Source organism: Kitasatospora sp. NPDC051984, assembly GCF_044593455.1.
GTDB lineage: Bacteria > Actinomycetota > Actinomycetes > Streptomycetales > Streptomycetaceae > Kitasatospora.
In genome coordinates, this window is the sequence record NZ_JBIUCB010000041.1 from 1 (window position 1) to 22,042 (window position 22,042).

The 22,042-nt window shown below is 74.0% G+C and carries 18 protein-coding genes and 1 pseudogene; 12 read left to right on the forward strand and 7 right to left on the reverse strand.

Annotated elements, in window-relative coordinates; translation table 11 throughout:
* A pseudogene (locus ACIHEI_RS35905) lies at positions 1–951 on the reverse strand (ABC transporter permease); the annotation flags it as partial.
* 402 nt (positions 952–1,353) lie between these two features.
* Between ACIHEI_RS35905 and ACIHEI_RS35910 the strand changes: the two are divergent.
* The 6 genes from ACIHEI_RS35910 (at position 1,354) to ACIHEI_RS35935 (ending at position 9,374) form a co-directional block, all read left to right on the forward strand.
* On the forward strand, positions 1,354–2,217 hold the full coding sequence (locus tag ACIHEI_RS35910) for an inositol monophosphatase family protein (RefSeq protein WP_396609744.1): 864 nt from the start codon (positions 1,354–1,356) through the stop codon (positions 2,215–2,217).
* A gap of 133 nt (positions 2,218–2,350) precedes the next feature.
* Complete coding sequence (locus ACIHEI_RS35915) at positions 2,351–3,928, forward strand: AMP-binding protein (RefSeq protein ID WP_396609745.1); 1,578 nt, start codon at positions 2,351–2,353, stop codon at positions 3,926–3,928.
* Positions 3,929–3,981: 53 nt separating this feature from the next.
* Entirely contained in the window at positions 3,982–4,596 is a 615-nt protein-coding gene (locus ACIHEI_RS35920) for a TetR/AcrR family transcriptional regulator (RefSeq protein WP_392954369.1), read from the forward strand.
* Between the two features lie 140 nt (positions 4,597–4,736).
* Complete coding sequence (locus ACIHEI_RS35925) at positions 4,737–7,262, forward strand: SpoIIE family protein phosphatase (RefSeq protein ID WP_396609746.1); 2,526 nt, start codon at positions 4,737–4,739, stop codon at positions 7,260–7,262.
* Positions 7,263–7,372: 110 nt separating this feature from the next.
* A complete protein-coding gene (locus tag ACIHEI_RS35930) occupies positions 7,373–7,843 on the forward strand; it encodes a hypothetical protein (RefSeq protein ID WP_396609747.1) in 471 nt (156 codons plus the stop codon).
* Between the two features lie 130 nt (positions 7,844–7,973).
* Positions 7,974–9,374: an MFS transporter gene (locus tag ACIHEI_RS35935; RefSeq protein ID WP_396609748.1), complete on the forward strand. Its 1,401-nt coding sequence runs from the start codon at positions 7,974–7,976 to the stop codon at positions 9,372–9,374.
* 166 nt (positions 9,375–9,540) lie between these two features.
* On the opposite strand, the gene ACIHEI_RS35940 is transcribed toward ACIHEI_RS35935, so the two are convergent.
* The 5 genes from ACIHEI_RS35940 to ACIHEI_RS35960 all read right to left on the reverse strand — a co-directional run bounded on the left by ACIHEI_RS35940 (position 9,541) and on the right by ACIHEI_RS35960 (position 13,768).
* A complete protein-coding gene (locus ACIHEI_RS35940; protein ID WP_396609749.1) occupies positions 9,541–10,116 on the reverse strand; it encodes a hypothetical protein in 576 nt (191 codons plus the stop codon).
* Positions 10,113–11,513 (reverse strand): hypothetical protein, encoded by a 1,401-nt coding sequence (locus ACIHEI_RS35945; RefSeq protein WP_396609750.1) that lies wholly within the window; start codon positions 11,511–11,513, stop codon positions 10,113–10,115. The genes ACIHEI_RS35940 and ACIHEI_RS35945 overlap by 4 nt, the downstream gene beginning before the upstream one ends.
* Positions 11,510–12,316 (reverse strand): ABC transporter ATP-binding protein, encoded by an 807-nt coding sequence (locus tag ACIHEI_RS35950; protein ID WP_387641284.1) that lies wholly within the window; start codon positions 12,314–12,316, stop codon positions 11,510–11,512. The genes ACIHEI_RS35945 and ACIHEI_RS35950 overlap by 4 nt, the downstream gene beginning before the upstream one ends.
* A 76-nt stretch (positions 12,317–12,392) precedes the next feature.
* Positions 12,393–13,211, reverse strand: coding sequence for a zf-HC2 domain-containing protein (locus ACIHEI_RS35955; protein WP_396609751.1), 819 nt, complete (start codon positions 13,209–13,211; stop codon positions 12,393–12,395).
* Positions 13,208–13,768: an RNA polymerase sigma factor gene (locus ACIHEI_RS35960; RefSeq protein WP_387641289.1), complete on the reverse strand. Its 561-nt coding sequence runs from the start codon at positions 13,766–13,768 to the stop codon at positions 13,208–13,210. Before ACIHEI_RS35960 ends, ACIHEI_RS35955 begins: the two co-directional genes overlap by 4 nt.
* Before the next feature lie 790 nt (positions 13,769–14,558).
* Here ACIHEI_RS35960 and ACIHEI_RS35965 point away from each other — a divergent pair.
* Both ACIHEI_RS35965 and ACIHEI_RS35970 read left to right on the forward strand, forming a co-directional pair.
* Positions 14,559–15,011, forward strand: coding sequence for a hypothetical protein (locus ACIHEI_RS35965; RefSeq protein ID WP_396609752.1), 453 nt, complete (start codon positions 14,559–14,561; stop codon positions 15,009–15,011).
* A gap of 430 nt (positions 15,012–15,441) precedes the next feature.
* Complete coding sequence (locus ACIHEI_RS35970; RefSeq protein WP_396609753.1) at positions 15,442–15,828, forward strand: hypothetical protein; 387 nt, start codon at positions 15,442–15,444, stop codon at positions 15,826–15,828.
* Positions 15,829–16,028: 200 nt separating this feature from the next.
* On the opposite strand, the gene ACIHEI_RS35975 is transcribed toward ACIHEI_RS35970, so the two are convergent.
* Positions 16,029–17,699: an FAD-dependent oxidoreductase gene (locus tag ACIHEI_RS35975; protein WP_396609754.1), complete on the reverse strand. Its 1,671-nt coding sequence runs from the start codon at positions 17,697–17,699 to the stop codon at positions 16,029–16,031.
* A 216-nt stretch (positions 17,700–17,915) separates the two neighbouring features.
* On the opposite strand from ACIHEI_RS35975, the gene ACIHEI_RS35980 reads away from it, so the two are divergent.
* From ACIHEI_RS35980 to ACIHEI_RS35995, 4 genes are read left to right on the forward strand one after another with little or no spacing between them, the layout of a single operon-like run.
* A complete protein-coding gene (locus tag ACIHEI_RS35980; protein WP_396609755.1) occupies positions 17,916–19,064 on the forward strand; it encodes a SchA/CurD-like domain-containing protein in 1,149 nt (382 codons plus the stop codon).
* A gap of 42 nt (positions 19,065–19,106) precedes the next feature.
* A complete protein-coding gene (locus ACIHEI_RS35985; protein ID WP_396609756.1) occupies positions 19,107–19,538 on the forward strand; it encodes a cupin domain-containing protein in 432 nt (143 codons plus the stop codon).
* A complete protein-coding gene (locus tag ACIHEI_RS35990) occupies positions 19,535–20,797 on the forward strand; it encodes a beta-ketoacyl-[acyl-carrier-protein] synthase family protein (RefSeq protein WP_392954392.1) in 1,263 nt (420 codons plus the stop codon). Before ACIHEI_RS35985 ends, ACIHEI_RS35990 begins: the two co-directional genes overlap by 4 nt.
* A complete protein-coding gene (locus tag ACIHEI_RS35995; RefSeq protein WP_392954394.1) occupies positions 20,794–22,017 on the forward strand; it encodes a beta-ketoacyl synthase N-terminal-like domain-containing protein in 1,224 nt (407 codons plus the stop codon). The genes ACIHEI_RS35990 and ACIHEI_RS35995 overlap by 4 nt, the downstream gene beginning before the upstream one ends.
* Positions 22,018–22,042 lie beyond the last annotated feature (25 nt).

The window sequence follows — 22,042 nt, forward strand, 5'->3', positions numbered from 1 at the left end:
GTGCACCACCAGCAGCAGCGCGGCCCCGGCCAGCACCGCCAGTTGCAGCGCCCCGATCAGCAGGCTGGAACGGGCGACCAGCGTCGCCGAGTGCAACTCGGCCAGCAGGGCGGGCAGTTCGGTCTGCGGTTGGAGGCCGGCGCTGTAGTGCCTGACCAGGTCGGGCAGCTTGTCGGCGCGGGCCCGGACCTGGTCGACGCGTTCCGGGTCGGCGGCGGAGAAGTCGGCGGTCAGCAGCAGGCTTCGTCTGCCCTGCGGCAGCAGGCCGGAGGTGAAGAGGCCGTCGTCCACCGCCATCGGCCCGTACGTGGTGAAGCCCTTGACCTGGATCTCGCGGCCGCCGAGCGGATCGAGCCGCCAGTAGGGGGCGTCCCGGTCGGCGACCTGGTAGACGCCGGTGACCTCGACGGTGAGCGGCCGGCCGCCGTACCGGTCGGCCAGCGTGACCTTGGCGGGCAGCGCGTCGTCGGTCAGGCCGAGCCGGCTCAGGGCGCTCTCCGGCACGGCGGCCTGGACGGTCCCCGCGGTGTCGGGGCCCGCGGGGGCGCCCTTGGCGGTCGGCCACTGGCCGGCCGCCAGCTTCAGCCGGCCGCGGTCCAGTGAGGCCAGCACCGTCAGGTCCGGGTCCTGGGCGTTCGACAGTCCTGGCAGCCCGTACGCGCGGCTGAGCGCGAGGGACTGCGTGGCGACCGGCAGCCCGTTGAACAGCTGGGTGCCGAGCGCGGCGGCCTTCGCGTCGTCCGCCACCCGGGCGTCCACCGCGTCGTCGGCGCTCAGCACCACACCGACCCGGTTGCCGCCGTCGAGATTCCGGCGCAGGCCGGCCTCGGCGGCGGTGCGGTTGAAAGCCACCAGGGCGGTCAGCACGGTGGTCGTGATCAGCACCGTGAACAGCACGGCGGCAGCCAGCGGCAGCCGCCCGCGCAGTCGGCGCAGCACAAAGCCAAACATTGTTCCCCGTACCCCCGTTCCGGTCAGCCTGTACCGGATGGCGGACGACTCTGTCAGATGGGATCGGGCAGCGGAAGGGGCTTGCGCGAACCGTTGTCAGAGTGAGTAGAACGAGGCCATCCGCGCCCAACTGCCCATGGGAGTAAGTGAGATGACGGAACCGCCAGCTCCGGAAAGCCGCCTTCCGAGACCGGACCGGCCGTGCTGGAGCTGCCGCGCGCGGCGGGTGCGGCCGCCTGATCCCGCTCCGGTCGCGCCGAGCACGAGGGCGTGCGCTCCGGTGTCGGCGTCCAACGGGCACAGGCGCCCCGGATGCCGTCGCGGGCGGCCTCCGCGCACCGGTGCGCGGTCACATTCGGCGGATCATCGGACTGCACCGGCACGGGCGGTTACGCTCCCGCCATGCCGATCACGAACAAGTCCGACGAACGCACCGACGCCGACCTCGCCCGCCGGGCCGCCGAGGCCGGCGCCGAGGCGGTTCGCGCCCAGTCCTGGGCCACCGCCGAACGGCACCACAAGGGCGGCGGTGACTTCGCCACCGCAGCCGACCTGGCCGCCGAGGGCGCCATCCTCGACCTGCTGCGCGCCGCCCGCCCCGGCGACGCGTTCACCGGCGAGGAGAGCGGCCGCACCGGCGCGGCGGACGCCGACCGGCGCTGGCTGATCGACCCGCTCTGCGGCACGCTCAACTACGCCGTCGGCACCCACCTGGTGGCCGTCAACGTCGCCCTGCGCGCCGGCGGGCAGACGGTCGCCGCCGCCACCGCCGACCCGTACACCGGCGAGACCTACTGGACCGACGGCGAGCGGGCGTACGTCCGCCACGACGGCCAGGACACCCTGCTCGTCCCGTCCGCCGAGTCCCACCTGGTCGACCTCAACCTCGACCCGCCGTACCCGAACGCCGCCGAGTTCCGCGCCGCGCACCTGCTCACCGACCCCGACTTCGAGGCCGCGTTCCGCCCCCGGGTGGTCTCCAGCACGCTCGCCGTCGCCTGGGTCGCCGCCGGCCGGCGCGCCGCCTACATCACCGACGGACACCTCGCCGACAGCGTGCACTTCGCCGCCGGCCTCGCGCTGTGCGAAGCGGCCGGCTGCACCGTCACCGACCTGCGCGGCAAGCCCCTGCACAGCGGCGACGGCGGCCTGCTGGTCGCCGCCGACCCGGACACCCACGCCCGCCTGCTCGACCTGATCGACCGCCAGTACCGCCAGGACCACCAGTACCGCCAGGACCACCAGCCCCGCCGCGCGACCCCGTAAGCCCGCCACGCGCCCTGCCCGCGCCCCTCCCCGCCCCGGCAGTCTTGGCCGGCGACACACACACGCGCCACCAGCACCGATGCACCGCACCGCGCCATCACTCCCGCCCGCCGAGCCCGCCCCGGAGGCCCGCATGGTGTTCCACAGCGACTACCCGACCGTCGCCCCGCTCGACCGGCCCATCCACGACGCCGTCCTCGGCGACTGCGCCACCGGCGAGCACGCCGAACTGCCCGCCCTGGTCGACGCGCTGACCGGACGCACGGTCAGCTACCGCGAACTGGACGCGGGCAGCCGCCGGATCGCCGCCGGGCTCGCCGCCGCGGGCGTCGGCAAGGGCGAGGTGGTGGCGCTGTTCAGCCCGAACACCGTGGCCTACCCGCTGGCGTTCTACGGCACCACCCGCACCGGCGCCACCGTCACCCCCGTCAGCTCGCTCGCCACCGCTGCCGAACTCGCCGACCAGCTGCGCGACTCCGGGGCCCGCTGGATCATCACCATCGCCGCGTTCCTGCCGGTCGCCCGGGAGGCCGCCGCCACCCACCCCGTCGCCGAGATCTTCGTCTGCGACGGGGCGGACGGCCACCGCTCGCTCGCCGACCTCGCCGCCGCCGACGCCCCCGAACCGGCCCCCGAACTCGACCCGGCCAACGACCTCGCCGTGCTCCCGTACTCCAGCGGCACCACCGGCCTGCCCAAGGGCGTGATGCTCACCCACCGCTCGGTCTCCACCAACCTCGCCCAGACCGACGCAATGCTGCGCACCGCCCCCGGCGAACGCATCCTCGCCGTCCTGCCGTTCTTCCACATCTACGGCCTCACCGCGCTGCTCAACCGCCCCCTGCGGGCCCGCTCCACCATCGTCGTGCTGCCCCGCTTCGACCTGGAGCAGTTCCTGACCGCCATCCAGGACCACCGCATCGAAGGGGTGTACGTGGCCCCGCCGATCGCCCTCGCGCTGGCCAAGCACCCGCTGGTGGACCGCTTCGACCTGTCCTCCGTCCGCTACGTGCTCAGCGCCGCCGCCCCGCTGGACGCCGAACTCGCCGCCGCCTGCGCCCGCCGCCTCGGCCTGCCGCACCTGCTCCAGGGCTACGGCATGACCGAACTCTCCCCGGTCACCCACGTCGTCCCGCCGCACGACCCCAACCCGCCGGCCGGCACCGTCGGCCGCCTCGTCCCCGGCACCGAACTGCGGGTGCTGTCCTGCGACGAGCCGCGCCGCGACCTCGGCCCCGGCGAGGACGGCGAACTGCTGTTCCGCGGCCCGCAGGTGATGAAGGGCTACTTCGGCCGGGACTCCGACACCGCCGCCACCGTCGACGCCGACGGCTGGCTGCACACCGGCGACGTCGGCCACGTCGACAGCGACGGCTACCTGTACGTGGTCGACCGCGTGAAGGAGCTCATCAAGTACAAGGGCTACCAGGTCGCCCCCGCCGAACTGGAGGCCCTGCTGCTCACCCACCCCGCGATCGCCGACGCCGCGGTGATCGGCGTCACCGACGCCGAGGGCACCGAACGTCCCAAGGCGTACGTGGTGCCCGCGTTCGGCTGCGAACTCGCCGAGCAGGAGGTCATCGAGTACGTGGCCCGCCGGGTCGCCCCGTACAAGAAGGTGCGCGAGGTGGAGTTCCTGGACGCCGTCCCGAAGTCCGCCAGCGGCAAGATCCTCCGCCGCGAACTGCGGGACCGTGCCGCAGGCAGGTGACGATCTGCCAGGATCGGGACGCGCACACCCGCCCAGCCGAGCAGGAGCCGCCGATGACGACCAGCACCCCCGCCGCCCGCGCCCCCCAGCAGGACCGCAGCCGCGCCACCCGCCGCCGGCTGCTGGAGGCGGCGGTGGAGTGCCTGGCCGAGGTCGGCTGGAACGGCTCCACCGTCGCGGCGGTCGCCGAGCGGGCCGGCGTCACCCGCGGCGCCGCCCAGCACCACTTCCGCACCCGCGAGGACCTGTTCACCGCCGCCGTCGAACACGTCGCCGCCGAGCGGCTGGCCGCCGTCCTGTCGCACGTCCAGGAGCTGCCGCCGCCCGGGCCCGCGCGCACCGAGGCGGTGGTCGAGATGATCGTCCGGCTCTACACCGGCCCGCTGTTCCGGGCCGCCCTGCACCTGTGGGTGGCCGCCGCCACCGAACAGCCGCTGCGCGAACGGATCGTCAGCCTGGAGAACCACGTCGGCCGCGAGGCGCACCGGGCCGCCGTCGAATGCCTGGGCGCCGACGAGAGCGCCACCGGCGTCCGGGAGACCGTCCAGGCGACGCTGGACCTCGCCCGCGGCCTCGGCCTGGCGAACCTGCTCACCGACGACGGCCCGCGCCGGGCCGGCATCGTCCGCCAGTGGTCCCGCCTGCTGGACGCCGCACTCGCCGGCTGAGCGCCCCGTCATGCCCCTGACCGGCGGCGACCACCGGCAGATCACCGTCTTCCCCTTGCCCCGAAAGGCCAGGATCGAGGAGACTCTCACCTTCGGTCACGTCGCCCGCACGATCACCAGTCGCAGGCGTGCGGCAGGCCATGCAGTCTGGTGGAAGCCGGAACTACCGGCAGAACCGGGGAAGGTACCGGGCAGGTGGCCAACTGAGCACGCACGGATTCGAACAGACGCCTGGCCGGGACGCGGCGGGCGACGCTTCCGCGCGCCTGGCCGGGCACCGCCTGGTCCCACTGGCCACCGCGCTGGTCCAGGACGACGGCCGCATCCTGCACTGGAGCGAGGAGGCCGAGGCCCTCACCGGCTGGTCCGCCCACGAGGCCCTCGGCGCGCACCCCGCCCGGCTGCTGCTCGCCGACGACGGGATCGACACCGGCGAGAAGGTGTTCCGCAAACTGCTTGCCGGCCACGGCTGGACCGGCACCCACTCGGTCCGCCGCCGGGACGGCTCCACCGTCGAGCTGGAGTTCCACACCTACCCGATCGCCGGCCCCGACGGCCGCACCCTGCTGCTGGCCACCGCCTCCGACGTGCACGCCCTGCACGAGGTGGAGTCCGACCTGGCGGTCTTCGACGGTTTCTTCAACCAGTCGCCGATCGGCCTCGCCGTCTACGACACCGACCTGCGCTTCGTCCGCCTCAACGAGGCACTCGCCCGGATCAACGGCCTCACCATCGAGCAGCACCTCGGCCGGCGGATCACCACCGTGCTGCCCGGCATCAACGCCGCCGAGGTCGAAGCCGTGATGCGGCAGGTGCTGGCCACCGGAAAGCCCGTCATAGACGCCCGCTCGCACGGCCGTGTCCCCGCCGACCCGCGCCACGACCGGGCCTGGTCGGCGTCCTACTTCCGGCTGGAGGACTCCACCGGCCGGGTGCTCGGCGTGTCCTCCTCGATCATCGACGTCACCGAGCGCTTCCGGGCCGAGGCCCGCGCCGCCCGCGCCCAGGAACGCCTCGCGCTGATCGCCTCCGCCAGCGCCCGCATCGGCACCACCCTCGACCTGAAGCGCACCGCCGAAGAACTGGTCGAGGCGGTCATCCCGCGATTCGCCGACTTCGCCACCGTCGACCTGCTCGAACCGGTGGTGCGCGGCGAGGAACCCGCCCCGATCCAGCCCGGCAAGGCCGTCCAGGTCCGCGCGCTGGCCGTCGGCGAGGCCTACGGCACCAGCCTGACGGGCGCCGCCGACCAGGTCGGCGGCACCACCGAGTACGGCGCCGAGCGCACCTACACCCAGTGCATGCGCAGCGGGCGCCCGCTGTTCAAACCGCACGTCGACGAAGAGGTGCTGCGCGGCATCGTGCCCAGCGAGGACCGGGTCGCCCCCGGCATGGCCGCCGGCATCCACTCCTACCTGCTGGTGCCGCTGATCGCCCGCGGCATGGTGCTCGGCGGCGCCGAGTTCATCCGCACCCGCAACCCCGAACCGTTCAGCGCCGCCGACGTCTCGCTCGCCGAGGAACTCGTCGCCCGCACCGCCCTCGCCATCGACAACGCCCGCCTCTACCGGCGCGAACGCGAAACCGCCCTCACCCTGCAGCGCAGCCTGCTGCCGCAGGAGATCCACCGCACCCTCGGCCTGGAGATCGCCCACCGCTACCTGCCCTCCAGCGTGGTCAGCGAGGTCGGCGGCGACTGGTTCGACGTGGTCCCGCTGTCCTGCGGACGGGTCGCCCTGGTGGTCGGCGACGTGATGGGCCACGGCATCCGGGCCGCCGCCACCATGGGCCAGCTGCGCACCGTCGCCCGCACCCTGGCCACCCTCGACCTGTCGCCCGAACAGGTCCTCGGCCGGCTCGACGAGACCGCCTCCGCGATCGGCGACGGCCAGTTCGCCACCTGCGTGTGCGCCGTCTACGACCCCGTCGACCGCAGCGTGGTGATCGCCTCCGCCGGCCACCTCCCGCCGGTACGGGTCGACCCCGACGGCAGCGCCCACGTGATGCACCTGCCGCCCGGCGTCCCGCTCGGCATCGGCGGCGGCGCGTTCGAATCCACCGAGTTCACCCTGCCGCCCGGATCGACCTTCGCGCTCTACACCGACGGCCTGGTCGAACGCCGCGGCCGCGACATCGACGAGGGCATCGACCTGCTCGCCCGCACCCTCGCCGCCCCCGGCCGCACCCTGGAGGAGAGCTGCGACGCGGCCCTCTCCGCGCTGGTCACCGACGGCACCGAGGACGACATCGCGATGATCATGGCCCGGGCGCTGCCCGTGCCCGCCGACAAGATCGCCACCCTGATCCTCCCCACCGAGGGCCCGCTGCCCGCCCGCGCCCGCCGCTTCACCCGCGCCACCCTGGACAGCTGGGGCCTGTCCACCCTCACCGACTACGCCGAACTCGTGGTCAGCGAACTCGTCACCAACGCCCTGCTGCACGCCGCCGCACCCCGCCGGCTGCGCCTGTTCCGCGACCGCACCCTCACCCTGGAGGTCTCCGACGCCGGCGGCCAGCCGCCCCGGCTGCGCAGCTCCGCCGAGGAGGACGAGGGCGGCCGCGGCATCCACCTGGTCAGCGAACTCGCCCACCGCTGGGGCACCCGCCCCACCAAGAACGGCAAGGTGGTCTGGGCGGAGATCGAACTGCCCTACCGGCCCGGCTGACATCCGCCGCGCAGACACGCCGGGACAACACCCGCCTGGCGGCCACAACTCGCCCGCACGGCGGGGCTGACGGACAGTCGGAGAAATCCCTCCGTCCGGAAGGTCCTGCCGTGCAGCTCCGCCTCCCCGCCGCCCTCACCGCACTCACCCTGGGCCTGGCCCTGGTGCCCGTCGCCCTCGCGCCCGCCGTCCTCGCCGACCAGGACCCCGACGCCGACGCCGCGACCGTCATCGGGATCACCGGGGTCAGCATCGACCCGAAGATCCCCAGCCGGGTCCGCGTCGAACTCACCTACACCTGCGCCCCCTCCGAAGGCCCGCGTTCCCTCAACACCTCCGTCGAACAGACCGACCCCGAGGACCCCGCCAGCATCGCCTTCGGCTCCACCCGCACCTCACCCACCCAGGTGTTGTGCGACGGCACCGAACACATCCAGACCGTGGTCGTGCAGTCCAAGACCAGCAACTGGCTGACCGGCGTCGACGGCGTCGTCATCACCACCCTCACCGACCTCGGCGCCGACCCGCCCGCCTTCGCCGACGCCCAGCAGCTGCTCCTCGACCTGTCGTCCGACGCCTGATCTGCCGCCCGACGCCCGACCCGGCGTCCGCCGACCGGTCGTCAACCCCGGCGCGCCGCCCGCCCGCCCCCGTCCGCGCCGCCCAGACTGGACGCCGCCCGGACCGGGCGCCGGACGGAAGGACACACGTATGGCCCAGCCCACGACAGTCGGCGGCGCGACCACCGGGGTACGCCGCTGGCGGGCCCTCGCGGTGTGCCTGACCGCCGGATTCATGACCCTGCTCGACGTGTCGATCGTCAACGTCGCGCTGCCGTCCGTACGCACCGGCCTGCACATGTCGGAAGCCGGACTCCAATGGGTGCTCTCCGGCTACTCGCTGGCGTTCGGCCTGGTCCTGGTCCCCGCCGGGCGGCTCGGCGACGCGATCGGCCGCCGCCCGGTCTTCCTCACCGGACTCGCGGCGTTCACCGCCACCAGCGCACTGGCCGGCGCCGCCCAGAACGAGGACTGGCTGGTCGTCGCCCGCCTGCTGCAAGGCATGTCCGGCGGACTGCTGGTACCGCAGGTCTCCGGCTTCATCCAGCAACTGTTCCGCGGCGGCGAACGCGCCCGCGCGTTCGGCCTGCTCGGCACCACCATCGGCTTCTCCACCGCCGTCGGCCCGATGCTCGGCGGCCTGCTGATCGCCGCGTTCGGCACCGAGGAGGGCTGGCGCTGGGTGTTCTACGTCAACCTCCCGATCGGCCTGGCCCTCCTCCCGTTCGCCGGCCGCCTGCTGCCCGCCCCCACCCCCGACACCTGCGCCCGCCGCGACTTCGACCCCGTCGGCGTGCTGCTGCTCGGCACCGGCACCGTCCTGCTGCTGCTCCCGCTGGTCCAGGCCCAGTGGCACGACCCCCGCAAGTGGCTGCTGCTGGCCGCCTCGGTGCTGGTGCTCGCCGCGTTCGCCGGATGGGAACACCGGTACGCCCGCAGCCGCGAACCGCTGGTCCACCCCGCGCTGTTCCGCACCCGCTCGTTCACCTCCGGCTCGCTGGTGTCGCTGCTGTACTTCGCCGGATTCACCGCCGTGTTCTTCGTCTTCACGCTCTACCTGCAGGCCGGCCGCGGCTACAGCGCGCTCTACGCGGGCCTCGCCATCACCCCGTTCGCCCTGGCCTCCGCGGTCGCCTCCACCATCGGCGGCCGGATCGTGGTCCGCTACGGCCGACGGCTGATCGCCGTCGGCCTGGCCACCGTCGCCGTCGGCCTGGCGTTCGCCGCACTCGCCGTCCACCTCTTCAACGGCCCGTTCGTCGGCTGGGCCACCGCCCTACCACTGCTGGTCGCCGGCCTCGGCAGCGGACTGGTCGTCTCCCCGAACCAGGCCCTCACCCTCAACGAGGTACCCGTCGCCCGGGCCGGCAGCGCCGGCGGCGTCCTGCAGACCGCCCAGCGGATCGGCTCCGCAGCCGGCATCGCCACCGTCGGCGCGACGTTCTTCGGGCACCTGCACACGCCGGCCGACTACCCCGGCGCGTTCCAACTCAGCCTCGCCGTGGTGATCGCGTTCGTGCTTCTGGCGCTCATTGCCGCGCTGCGCCCATAAGGGGTGCGAAACCAGGGAGAGCACAACCAGGGAGAGCACAACCAGGGGCGCGGGGAACTGCGCGAAGCGGAAGGCACCCGTCAGCAAGATCGCGATGCAGGACAATGACTTGCACTTGATCGCGACCTTGCGGACGGGCTTTGCGCTTGCCGCGCGCCAATTTCGCTTACCGCCGCGGACCCGCCGCAGCGTAGAGCGTGGTGCCAACCACCAGCAGCGCCGCCGCCGTCACGGTGGCCGCCGTGGTCCCGGCCGGCTGGATCAGCCACATGCCCACCCGGCCCTGGACGCCGCCCAGTGGCGGAACCAGCATCGTGAACGCCAGCCAGCCGGTCGGCAGCGCCCACGCGTACGTGGTGCCCCAGCAGGCCGCGCCGAGCGCGGCCAGGCCCGCCAGGCCCGCACTGTCGCGGACCACCACCGAGACGGAGGCCATCTCCGGTCCGACGGCCTGCACGGCCAGCACGGCCGCGCCGGCGGCGGCGCCGATCAGCAGGACGTGCGCGGCCCGGCGCGGCGCCCAGCGGATCGCGGCGGTGCGGTCGAGCACCGCGTCCTGCCCGCCGAGGCCGACGACGGCGGCCAGCACGTTGGCGGTCAGCACGAGCGCGGTGGTGCCCCGGTCCTCCGCGCCCGCCGGGGCGGCGTCCACCAGCGCCCACACGCTCAGCGCCACGGCAGCGACGACGGCCGCCGAGAGCGGCACCTGACGTGAACGGGCGTACAGCACCAGCCAGTTCATCGGGCCTCCGATCCGGCCAGGACGTTCAGGCGGCGGTTCGTCGAGCAGGACAGCGCGTCGTCGTGCAGCGCGGCGATCCGCGCGCGCTGTTCGGCCGGGGGAACGGCGGCGAACGCGGTCCAGGCGGCCCGGGCGTTCTCCCAGGCCTGCTGGTCGTACGAGTTGTCGCCCGGGGTCTCCACCGGCACCAGCGCGCTCTCGCCGAGCGCCCAGCTCGCGGCGACGCTCTGCGCGGCGGCGTCGCTGACCAGTCCGCCCTCCCGGTCGGTGCGGGCGTAGCAGGTCGGGACGAGGCCCTGCGCGACCAGGGCGCGGGTGAGGTCCCGGTCGCTCGCGTGGCCGAACTCCCGCTCGTCGAAGTCGACGAGGATCGTCCCGGCGTCGATCCGTCGCGGGTCGCCGAGGGCGCGCGGCTCGGCGTCCTCGCGGATCGCCCGCGGCGCCCCGTCGCCCAGTACGTCGTGCAGGATCCGCAGCGCCTCGGCGCCGCTTTCCGACAGCTCCGGCAGCCGGTGCCGGTCGGCCGTCGTCACGCACACCGGACCGTCGCAGACGGGCCGGGCCGCCGCCGCGTCCACCACGTACGTGTGACGGGCGTCGCCGGGCAGCACCGCCAGCGCCAGCGCCGCGCCCACCAGCACCGGGGTGAGGGCCAGCAGCCGGTTCCGGCGGGTCGCGGCGACCAGCAGGGCGAGACCGGTCGCGGCCAGGCCCAGCAGCCACAGCGTCTGGCCGAGGTGGACGGAGCCGGACAGGGTGAGCAGCGCCTCACGTGGATCGACCGTCACCGGGGAGAACAGGGCGAGCCGGTTCGGCGCGACGGTGGCGCCGGGCACCGCGCCGTCGCCGGTGAACCGCAGCGTGCCCAGCGTCACCAGCGAGAGCACCACCAGCGCGGGCGGGGTCAGCACCGACGGCACGGTCTTCGCCACGCCCATGCCGAACACCGCTCCCGCCGCCAGGGCGAGCGCCGCCACCAGCGAGATCGGCACCCAGCCCAGCGTCCGGTACCCGGAGTCGCCGAGCGCCACCTGCACCGCGCCCGCCGTCACCACCGCGCCGAACCCGGCCACCAGGACCCCGGCCATCGCCCCGGCGGGCAGCGCGGCGCGCCGCCAGGCCGGCTTCGGCACCGTGCCGAACAGCTCCGCCGTCCCCGAGCGGGCATCGCGCAGGCCGTACAGCGCGCCGACGCCCACCGTCAGCGGCCACCAGAAACCCAGCAGCCAGCGCGTCCACATCGCCATCGGCGTCCACTGCGCCGTCCAGCCGGCCGTGCCGTGCCACCAGATGCCGTCGATCAGGAACAGGACGGCCAGCGAGCCGCCGAGCACCAGCAGCCCGGCCCACGGGGCGGCCGAGCGACGCAGCTCGGTCCGCAGCACACGTACGTTCACCAGATACCCCCGGGCTGCTCGGTGCGGCGGAGCAGCGCCGAGTAGCCGCGCTCCAGCGGGCTGTCGCCCGGGTGTTCGGGACCGCCGGCGGCGGCCAGGTCGTCCGGGGTGCCCTGGAAGACCAGGCGGCCGTCCGCGAACAGCACCACGTCGGAGCAGGCGGCGGCGACGTCCTCGACCAGATGGGTGGAGACCACCACGCAGGTGTCCCGGCCGAGTTCCTGCAGCAGCTCGCGGAACCGCAGCCGCTGCGCCGGGTCCAGCCCGGCGGTCGGCTCGTCCAGCAGCAGCAGGTCGGGATCATTGACGATGGCCTGCGCGATGCCGGCCCGCCGCACCATGCCGCCGGACAGCGTTTTCATCCGGTGGTCGGCGCGGTCCGCGAGGCCGACCCGCTCCACCGCCCGCTGGACGGCGCCCGGGATCTCGGCCTTCGGGACCTCCTTCAGCCAGGCCATGTACTCGACGAACTCCCGCACGGTGAATCGCCGGTAGTACCCGAAGTCCTGCGGCAGGTACCCGATCCGGCGGCGCAGCGCCCGAAGGTCGGCGTGGCCGGCGGCGGTGCCGAGCAGTTCCAGCTCGCCACCGGCGGGGCGCAGCACGGTGGCCAGCGCCCGGATCAGGGTGGTCTTGCCGGCCCCGTTCGGGCCGAGCAGGCCGTGGGCGCCGGTGCCCAGGGCGAGGTCGAGGCCATTGACGGCCATTTTCTTGCGTCCGGCCCGGACGAGCAGGCCCTCGGCCCGGATCTCCCAGGCATGGGTTTTGGGCGCGACGGAGGCCGCGCTGACGGCGCGTGGCATGGAGGTGGTTCCTTCCGGAAAAGGGGTGGGTCAGGTGCGGCGCTGGTGGCCCAGACGGCGCGTGGCAGGGAGTGGTTCAGGTACGGGGCGCGGAGTAGGCGCGCCGACGGGCGAGCACCGTGGCGGCGCCGAGGACGAGCAGCAGCGCCCAGCCGGGCAGCTGCTCGGGCCGCAGCACGAACGGCAGGCGGCCGGTGGCCCAGACGGGTGCCGCGACGGCCGCGGCCCAGACGGCGACCAGCGCGGCGGCGGCCCGGCCGACGCCGACGACGCTGCCGAGAGCGAGCGCGGTGCTGGTGAAGGCCAGCGAGGGCAGCAGCCACTGCGCGGCCGTCATCGCCCCGGTCAGCCCGCCTGCCGCCAGCAGTACCGGCAGCACCACGGCCAGTGCGGCGACGGTGCGCCGCAGCAGCAGCGGGAGGCCGGAACGCGGGGTGGCGGCGGTCAGTTCGTGCGCCGGGTCGAGGCCGGGCGCCCACGCGGCGGCGGCCGCGCACAGCGGCAGCACGGGCGCCACCAGCAGCAGCGGCGACACCTGGCCGAACATGTCCGGCGGCCCCGCGGAGTCCAGCGTCAGTGCCAGCAGCGCCACCGCGACGGCGGTCAGCAGCCAGGGCGAAGCGGCCGGCGCGGCCCAGGCCGGCAGCCACCGGGTCCGGCGCCGCACGGGCACCGGGCGGGCCGCGTCCAGCTGCGGCCGCAGCGCGGCGTGCACGGAGCCGACGAGCGCCGCGACGCCGGGCGCCGCGTCGGGCACGGCCGCCGCCAGCAGCCCCCGGCAGGGCGCGCAGCCCTCCAGGTGTGCCTCCAGGGCCCAGACGGTGTCCGCGGGCAGCCCGTCGCTACCTCGCGCATACGCGTCGATCAGCCCCGCCGATGCGTGGTCCGCGCTCATGCCAGTTCCTTCCGCATCGCGATCCGGGCCCGGCGGGCACGGGTCTTGACCGTGCCTTCGGGCAGTCTGAGCAGGACGGCCGCCTCCCGGACGGAGAGCCCGTCGAGGACGGTGGCCTGCAGCACCGCGCGCAGCTCGGGGGCCAGGCGCCGCAGCGCGTCCCCCACGTCGCCGCCGACCGACGCGGCCAGCGCCTCGTCCTCGGCGGCCGGCGCGATGGCCGTCCCGGCCGCGGCGGCCGGCGGTTCGGCGTGGTGCGCGCGGCGGCGGAAGGCATCGACCAGGCGGCGGGCCGCGATGGTCCACAACCAGCCGACGGCGCTCCCGCCCACCGCGCTGCCGGCGAAAGCGCCCGCCGCGCGCCACACCGCGAGATAGGTCTCCTGCATCACCTCGGCGACGATCTGCTCGTCCGCACAGCGACGGCGCAACCGCACCGCCAGCCACGGCGCGGTGCGCCGGTACAGCTCATCGAACGCCGCCCGGTCGCTCCTGGCGACCAGCCGGAGCAGACGTTCCTCGTCCAGCTCGTCCAGTGCTCTCCTGCGTGCTCTCACACCTGCCAGACGCGAGCACCCGCGGCCGGGTTCTCGACGCGGCGTGATCCGTGTCACACGTTGGCGGCAGGGCGTGGCAGGGGGCGGGACAACATCGACCGGCCCCGGACCGGCCTCCACGGCGGCCCGACGGCCACCCGGACCGACCAGCCGGCCCCGGCCCGCAACGGGCACGCCCAGCCGGAAACGGGTCCCGGGCCTGGGCGGCGGCTGGACAAGGCGCAGCGGCCCGGGCCGGGACGGGAACACGGACGCAAGTGAAGCCGGTCAGCTGTCCGCCGCCCTCCCGGCCCGCACGGCACCGATCATGAACTGCCTTCTGTGGCACAGGAGGTGACGATGTGACAGCTGCGACCGAGCCTGGCTCAGCCCGGCCCTCGCACCGCGAACTTCCTCAAAGGGAAGCCGGTCGCTCATAAGGGAATGGGTAGACAACCTTCATGGAATTTCTGATCTGGGCCGGCATCATCTGGGCTGCCGTCAAGGTCATCAGCTGGCTCTCGAACCAGGACGACGCCAACAGGCGATCGCGGTACAAGGGCGGCGGCGGAGACAGCGGCGGCGGAGACGGCGGCGGCGGAGGTGGCTGCGGAGGCGGCGGCGGTTGTGGCGGGGGAGGTGGAGGTGGCTGCGGAGGGGGTTGCGGCGGCGGAAGCTGAGTGCCCAGCCGTACCGACGTCTCGTCGGGACCGGGGCGGTCGGCACGAACCTGCTGCCGAGGTAGTTCTTTGGCCATCCAGGACGGAGAAGCGGCGTGCTTCCAGGACGGTTCTCACGACGGCTCGACCGTATGCAGTCGGCGGTCGACGCGCTTGAACTTCCCCCTGCCGTCTACAAGACCTGTCCCTTCCGGCCGCGGGAGCTGGTCGAGACCGGGCTGCGACAGTGGCTACGGTGCTGCGGAGCGGCCCTGCTGGACGAGCAGATCATCGGCATGCCCTCGTTCGCTGTGGACGAGGCGTGGCACGGGTTGATTCTGTGCACCGCGCGCTACGCGGCCTTCTGCCAGACAGGCTACGGGCAGTTCCTGCATCACCATCCCCAGGGTGGTGAGCTCCCCGGGGGCGCGAGACGCGCGGGATCGATGCGGGAACAGCTGCACCGGACGGCCGTGGCATGGTCGTTCGTTGCCCGGCCGGACGAGGAGTGCGTCCTTTGGGACCTCGACGTGCGAGTGGGCGTGCCCGAGCCGTGGAGCACGGGTCGGCCCGCTCCCGTTCCCGGCGATTCGGCGCCACGTTGAATCCCCGGCGTAGCTCACAGCAGGTGAACCGGCCTGCCGACTGGAGCGTGACCGCCGAGGTGCCGCTCGAGTCGGCGGTGACGGTACGACCGCTCGCGAGGCAGCGCAGCCGGCGGCACCGGCCGGACCCGTTCAATGTCGGCCAGTACCACCGAAGCGAGCTGCTCCTGGTCATCGTCGGCGGTTTCGCGGAGTCCGCCAGGACATCCCCGCCGTCCGGTCGCTGCGGGGTGAGGGCGAAGGTCGGACAGGTGGTGTGCCACGGGCGAACACCTGCCCCACGTTCGTGTGTGTGACCGACGATGTTCGGGCAAGTCCCCCTGGAGACCAATCACTTCGAGTCACCGGCAATGTCGGATGTGTGACACGCCAGGGCTGCCGGGCACGCTGCGAGCCAGTCAGTTCGCAGGCACACAGCCAGGAGTGAGACGTGTTCAGCAGAGTCCGAACCGCCAGGATCACCGCCGCAGTTGTCGCCACCGCCCTCGCCGTGAGCCTGGGTATCGTGGCAGCGCCGTCCGCCTCGGCGGCCGACAACTGCTGGCCCGGGGAGAGCAACCGGTGGTACTGCTACAACGTGCCCGGCTCTCCGGTCTACGGCACGGTCGGCAACAACCACCTCTACCCGGACCCCTCCACCGTCGTCGGCTACATGAACTCCAACCCCAGCTGGTTCTACTGCAAGGAGGACGGCCAGGCCTGGGTCGGCGGGCCGCACCCGAACCGCTGGCTGATGACCGTCGCCGACAACGGTCAACTCGGCTTCATGAAGGACACCGCCATCACCAGCGAAACCGATCCCGTTCCGGACTGCTGACCACGAGGCGGCGCCGCACCAGTAGCCCGGGCCCCCCGCCGACCTCCCGTCCGGCGCCTGCCCCGAGGGACCCGGGCTGGAACGGGGCGGGGTGCGGGTGCGGGTGCAGTCCCCGGGCCGGGCACTGCGCAAGGCCGGCCAATAACTGAAACCAGGGGCGCGTGGGGGTACCTCCCACGCGCCCCTGATTTCGCACCCTGTCAGGCCAGGCCGGCCACCCCCCGCACGCCGACCAGCAGTGCCGCGGCCGGGTCGCCCACGGCTCCGGTCGCGCGCCAGCCGACGAACCCGTCCGGACGGACGAGCGCGGCGCCGCCCGGGTGCAGCCCGTACGCCTCGGGCCAGGTGGTGGGGGAGACCGGGCCGGTGGGGCGGGCGCCGGACGGGAGGTCGGCGGGGGGCTCGGGCAGCAGGTCGCCGCCCTCGCCGATCAGGAGGCAGCGCACCGGGACCCCGGTCTGCTCGGCCACTCGCCGGGCGGCCTCCGGCCATGCCGCGCCGCCCCCGGCGGGGGCCAGCAGGAGCGGTCCGCCGCCGAACAGGTCGAGGGTGGACAGACGCTTGCCGGCGGCGTCGCGCAGCCATACGTGCGGGGCGCGGGTGCCGGGTTCGCCGGTGGCGGCGAATCGCTCGGGGACGACGCCCGCCGTGGCGTCCGCGCCGACCAGCGCGCCTTCCGGGTAGCGGTAGCCGAGCGCGACGGCCAGGACGTTGGTGCGCGGCCCGCCGGTGGGTGCGGCGTCGAATCCGGGGTGCTGGTGCTCGACGGAGCGGGCCGCGGCCCGGGCCGCGGTCTGCACGGCGACCGGGCGGCGTTCGCTCTCGTAGGAGTCGAGGAGTCGGGGCCCGCCCCAGCCGGCCAGTACGGCGGCGAGCTTCCAGGCCAGGTTGTGGGCGTCCTGGATGCCGGTGTTGGAGCCGAACGCGCCGGTCGGCGGCATCTCGTGGGCGGCGTCCCCGACCAGGAACACCCGTCCGGCGCCGTACCGGTCGGCGACCCGTTCGGCGGCGTGCCACGGGGCCCGGCCGGTGATTTCCACCTCCAGGTCGGGGACCCCGGCGGCGGCCCGGATGTGCGCGATGCAACGGGCGTCGGTGAAGTCCTCGACGGCCTCGCCGCGTTCGGGGTGCCACGGCAGGTGGAACACCCACTTCTCGCGGTTGTCGACCGGCAGCAGCGCGCCCGCGCCCGCGGGGTCGGTCAGGTAGCAGGCGATGAACAGCCGGTCGCCCACCACGTCCGCCAGCCGCTTGGCCCGGAAGGTGACGCTGACGTTGTGGAACAGGTCGCCGCGCCCGGACTGTCCGATGCCGAGGCGTTCCCGGACGGGGCTGCGCGGCCCGTCCGCGGCGATCAGATAGTCGGCCCGCACCTCGCGTTCCTCGCCGGTGGCCCGGTCCAGCAGCCGCCCCGTCACCCCGTCGGCGTCCTGCTCGAAGGAGACCAGTTCGGTGTTGAACCGCACGTCGCCGCGTTCGGCGGCGTGCCGCTGAAGGACCGGCTCCAGGTCGTTCTGGCTGCACAGGCACCACGAGGACGGGCTGAATCTGGCCAGGCCCCCGCCCGGGTCGATCTCCCGGAACAGCCACTCCTGCTCGCCGCCGGACAGCGTCTCGGCCTGCAGGATGCCGTGGTTGTCGGCCAGCACCGACGCGGCCGCCCGGATGTCGTCCTCCACCCCGGCGGTGCGGAACAGCTCCATGGTCCGCAGGTTGTTGCCGCGCCCGCGCGGATGCCGGGAGGTCTCCGCGTGCCGTTCCACCAGCAGGTGCGGCACGCCGAGCCGGCCGAGGAAGAGGGACGCCGACAGCCCCACCAGGGAACCGCCCGCGACCAGGACCGGCACCCGGTCCGCCATCTGTGTGTTCATCAGACCTGCTCCATCCGTGCGGGGCGCTGGATGCGCCAGACCCCGCAACCATCCCCCGCCGCCGACGACCACGCAGGGTGCTTCGCCCGGATGGCCGCGAACTCTCGCGCCACCCCCGCACCCCCGTGACGATCGAGTGCGAACCACGCCCCGCCCGCCGACCCGACGACCGGCCGGCCGAGCACCCATGTGAACAAACGACAGGATCCCGCTGCCATGACCCTGCTCTCCACAACCGAGGAGACCGCCACCACCACCGGCCGGCCCGCCACGGGCCGGCTTCGCGTCGTCCTGATGCTCGACGTCCACGACGGCGCCCAGGACCACTTCCTGGACGTCTACGAACTGCTCCGCCATCAGGTGGCCGCCGTCCCCGGCCACATCAGCGACCAGCTCTGCCAGTCCATCGACGACCCGTCCCGCTGGCTGATCACCAGCGAATGGGAGAGCGCCCCGCCGTTCCTCGCCTGGGTCGACAGCCCCGCCCACCGCGACATGGTCAAGCCGCTGCACGGCTGCGTCCGCGACACCCGCTCACTGCGCTACACCGTGCTGCGCGAAACCCAGGGCACGCACACCATCGACAGCCTCGCCGCCCCGCTGGGCCCCGGCGAACACCACCCGGGCGTGCCCGCCGCGCCCCGGCCCGGGCCCGACGGCGTGGTCCGGCACGCCCTCAGCTTCACCGTCCGGCCCGGCGCCGAGGCCAAGGCCGCCGAACTGCTGTCCGGCTACCGCTCCCCGCAGGCCCGGGTCGACGACACCACCCGGCTGCTGCGCACCTCGCTGTTCATGCGCGGCAACCGGGTCGTGCGCTGCGTCGAAGTCGCCGGCGACCTGGTCGCCGCGCTGCGGCACGTCGCCCAGCAGCCCGAGGTGCGGGCCGTCGAACAGGCCATCAACCCGTACCTGGAGGAGCACCGCGACCTGGACGACCCGATGGCCGCCCGCGACTTCTTCCAGCGCGCCGCCATCCCCGCCGTCCACCACCACGCCGCGCTCAAGTCCGGCCCGGTGCAGCGGCACGCCTACCTGTACCCGGTCCGCCCCGGCTGCGGCGCGGCGCTCGCCGAACTGCTGGCCGGCGAGGACGAGCACGCCGCCGCCGACCCCGGCTCGCCGCTGGTCCGCGCCACCGTCCACCGCCGCGACGACCTGGTGGTCCGGCTGGTCGACCTGCTCACCGACCCCGCGAGCGACCCCGCCACCGCCCTCGGCGTGGCCGGCCCGCGCGCCGCCGCGGTGCTCGGCAAGCTCGCCGACATCCCCGCCGAACACCCCGTGCCCAGCGCCGACGGCCTGCGCCACCTGCTCGCCGAATGCACCATGACCCCGGTCACCGACCGCCGCTCCGCCGACGCCTGACCACCCGTCCCGCACATCCCCACGCCCGGAAGGAAGTCCACCGTGACCACCGAGATGCCACCTGTCGTCCACGTCGACGACGCGCCCCCGAACCGCAAGCGCGGCGGCGACCTGCGGGCCATGCTCACCCCGACGGCGTGCGGCGCCACCAGCGGATTCATGGGGGTGGCGATCGTCGAACCGGGGGAGCGGATCGGCGAGCACTACCACCCGTACTCCGAGGAGTTCGTGTTCGTGATGTCCGGCGAACTCGAGGTCGACCTCGACGGCAAGACCCAGCCGCTGCGCCCCGACCAGGGCCTGATGATCCCGATCGGCATGAAGCACCGGTTCCGCAACGTCGGCAGCGGCCAGGCCCGGATGGTCTTCCACCTCGGGCCGCTCGCGCCGCGCCCCGAACTCGGCCACGTCGACACCGAGGAGCAGCGCACCTCCGAAGCGGGGCCGCCGGAACCGGCAGGGGCGGCCTCGTGAACCGCCGGATCGCGGTGACCGGGATCGGCGTGGTCGCACCCGGCGGCATCGGCGTCCGGCAGTTCTGGACGCTGCTCACCGACGGCCGCACCGCCACCCGCGGCATCACCCTGTTCGACCCCGACGGCTTCCGCTCCCGGATCGCCGCCGAGTGCGACTTCGACCCCGCCGCACACGGCCTGACCGCCGACCAGATCGCCCGCAACGACCGCTACGTGCAGTTCGCGCTGGTCGCCACCGCCGAAGCGATCGCCGACGCCGGACTCGAACCCGACCGCGAGGACCCCTGGCGGATCGGCGTCTCGCTCGGCACCGCGGTCGGCGGCACCACCCGGCTCGAAGCCGACTACGTGCTGGTCAGCGGCCGCGGCGAGCACTGGGACGTCGACCACCGGCCCGCCAAGCCGCACCTGGAACGGGCCTTCACCCCGGCCACGCTGGCCTCCGCGGTCGCCGAACGGATCGGCGCGCACGGCCCCGTGCAGACCGTCTCCACCGGCTGCACCTCCGGCCTCGACGCCGTCGGCTACGCCGCCCTCGCCATCGAGGAGGGCCGCGCCGACGTCATCGTCGCCGGAGCCTGCGACTCACCGATCTCACCGATCACCGTCGCCTGCTTCGACGCCATCAAGGCCACCTCGGCCCGCAACGACGACCCCGAACACGCCTCCCGCCCCTTCGACAAGAGCCGCGACGGCTTCGTGCTCGGCGAGGGCGGCGCCGTCCTCGTGCTGGAGGAATGGGAGCACGCCAAGCGGCGCGGCGCCCGGATCTACGCCGAACTCGGCGGCTTCGCCACCTTCGGCAACGCCTACCACATGACCGGACTCACCCAGGAAGGCGTGGAGATGTCCGAAGCCATCGACCGCGCCCTCGCCCACGCCCGGCTGCCCGGCGACGCCATCGACTACGTCAACGCGCACGGCTCCGGCACCAAGCAGAACGACCGGCACGAGACCGCCGCCGTCAAACGCTCCCTCGGCGCGCACGCCAGGCGCACCCCGATGAGCTCCATCAAGTCGATGGTCGGGCATTCGCTCGGCGCGATCGGCGCCATCGAACTGGTCGCCTGCACCCTCGCCCTGCACCACGGCGTGGTCCCGCCGACCGCCAACTACACCGAACGCGACCCCGAGTGCGATCTCGACTACGTCCCCCGCACCGCCCGCGAACTGCCGCTGCGCCACGTGCTGTCGGTGGGCAGCGGCTTCGGCGGCTTCCAGTCCGCGGTGGTGCTGAGCAGAGCGGAGGCGGCATGAGCCGAACTCGTAGTGCGGTGATCACCGGCGTCGGCGTGGTCTCCCCGCAGGGCATCGGCGCCGACGACTACTGGAAGGCGCTCAGCCAGGGCCGCTCCGCGCTCACCCGGATCGACCGCGAGGGCTGCGAGAACCTTCCGCTGCGGATCGCCGGCCTGGTGCGCGGCTTCGACGCCGAGGAGTACGTCGAGCCGCGCTACCTGGTGCAGACCGACCGATTCACCCACTTCGCGATGGCCGCCGCCGAACTCGCCATGGCCGACGCCGACCTGACGTCCCACCCCGACGACCCGTTCCAGGTCGCCGTGGTCACCGCGGCGGGATCCGGCGGCGGCGAGTTCGGCCAGCGCGAACTCCAGCACCTGTGGGCCGAAGGACCCCACCACGTCGGCCCCTACCAGTCCATCGCCTGGTTCTACGCCGCCTCCACCGGCCAGATCTCCATCCGCGGCGGCTTCAAGGGCCCGTGCGGCGTGGTCGCCTCCGACGAGGCGGGCGGCCTCGACGCCCTCGCGCACGCCGCCCGCGCCGTCGGCCGCGGCACCGACACCGTGCTGGCCGGCGCCGCCGAGGCACCCATCGCCCCTTACTCGATGGTCTGCCAACTCGGCTACCCCGGGCTGTCCACCACCGACGACCCCGACCGCGCCTACCGGCCGTTCGGCTCCGACGCGGCCGGCTTCGTCCCCGCCGAGGGCGGCGCCATGTTCGTGGTCGAGGACGCCGACACCGCCCTCCGGCGCGGCGCCCGCACCCGGGCCCGGATCGCCGGCCACACCGCCACCTTCACCGGCGCCGCCCGCTGGGCCGAGAGCCGCGAAGGACTCGCCCACGCCATCCGCGGCGCCCTCGCCGAGGCGCACTGCGCACCCGACGAGATCGACGTGGTCTTCGCCGACGCCCTCGGCGTCCCCGAGGCCGACCGCGCCGAAGCCCTCGCCCTGACCGACGCACTCGGCGAACACGCCGAACGCGTCCCCGTCACCGCCCCCAAGGCCGGCTTCGGCCGTGCCCACTGCGGCGCCCCCGCCCTCGACGTGGCCGCCGCCGTGCTCGCCCTCGAACAGGGCCTGATCCCGCCCACCCCGCACACCGAGGACTGCCCGTACGGCCTCGACCTGGTCATCGGTCACCTGCGGCCCGCCGAACTGCGCACCGCCCTGGTGCTCAGCCGCGGCCAGATGGGCTCCAACACCGCCCTGGTACTGCGCCGGGCCTGACCCCACCCCACCGCTAGGAGCAACA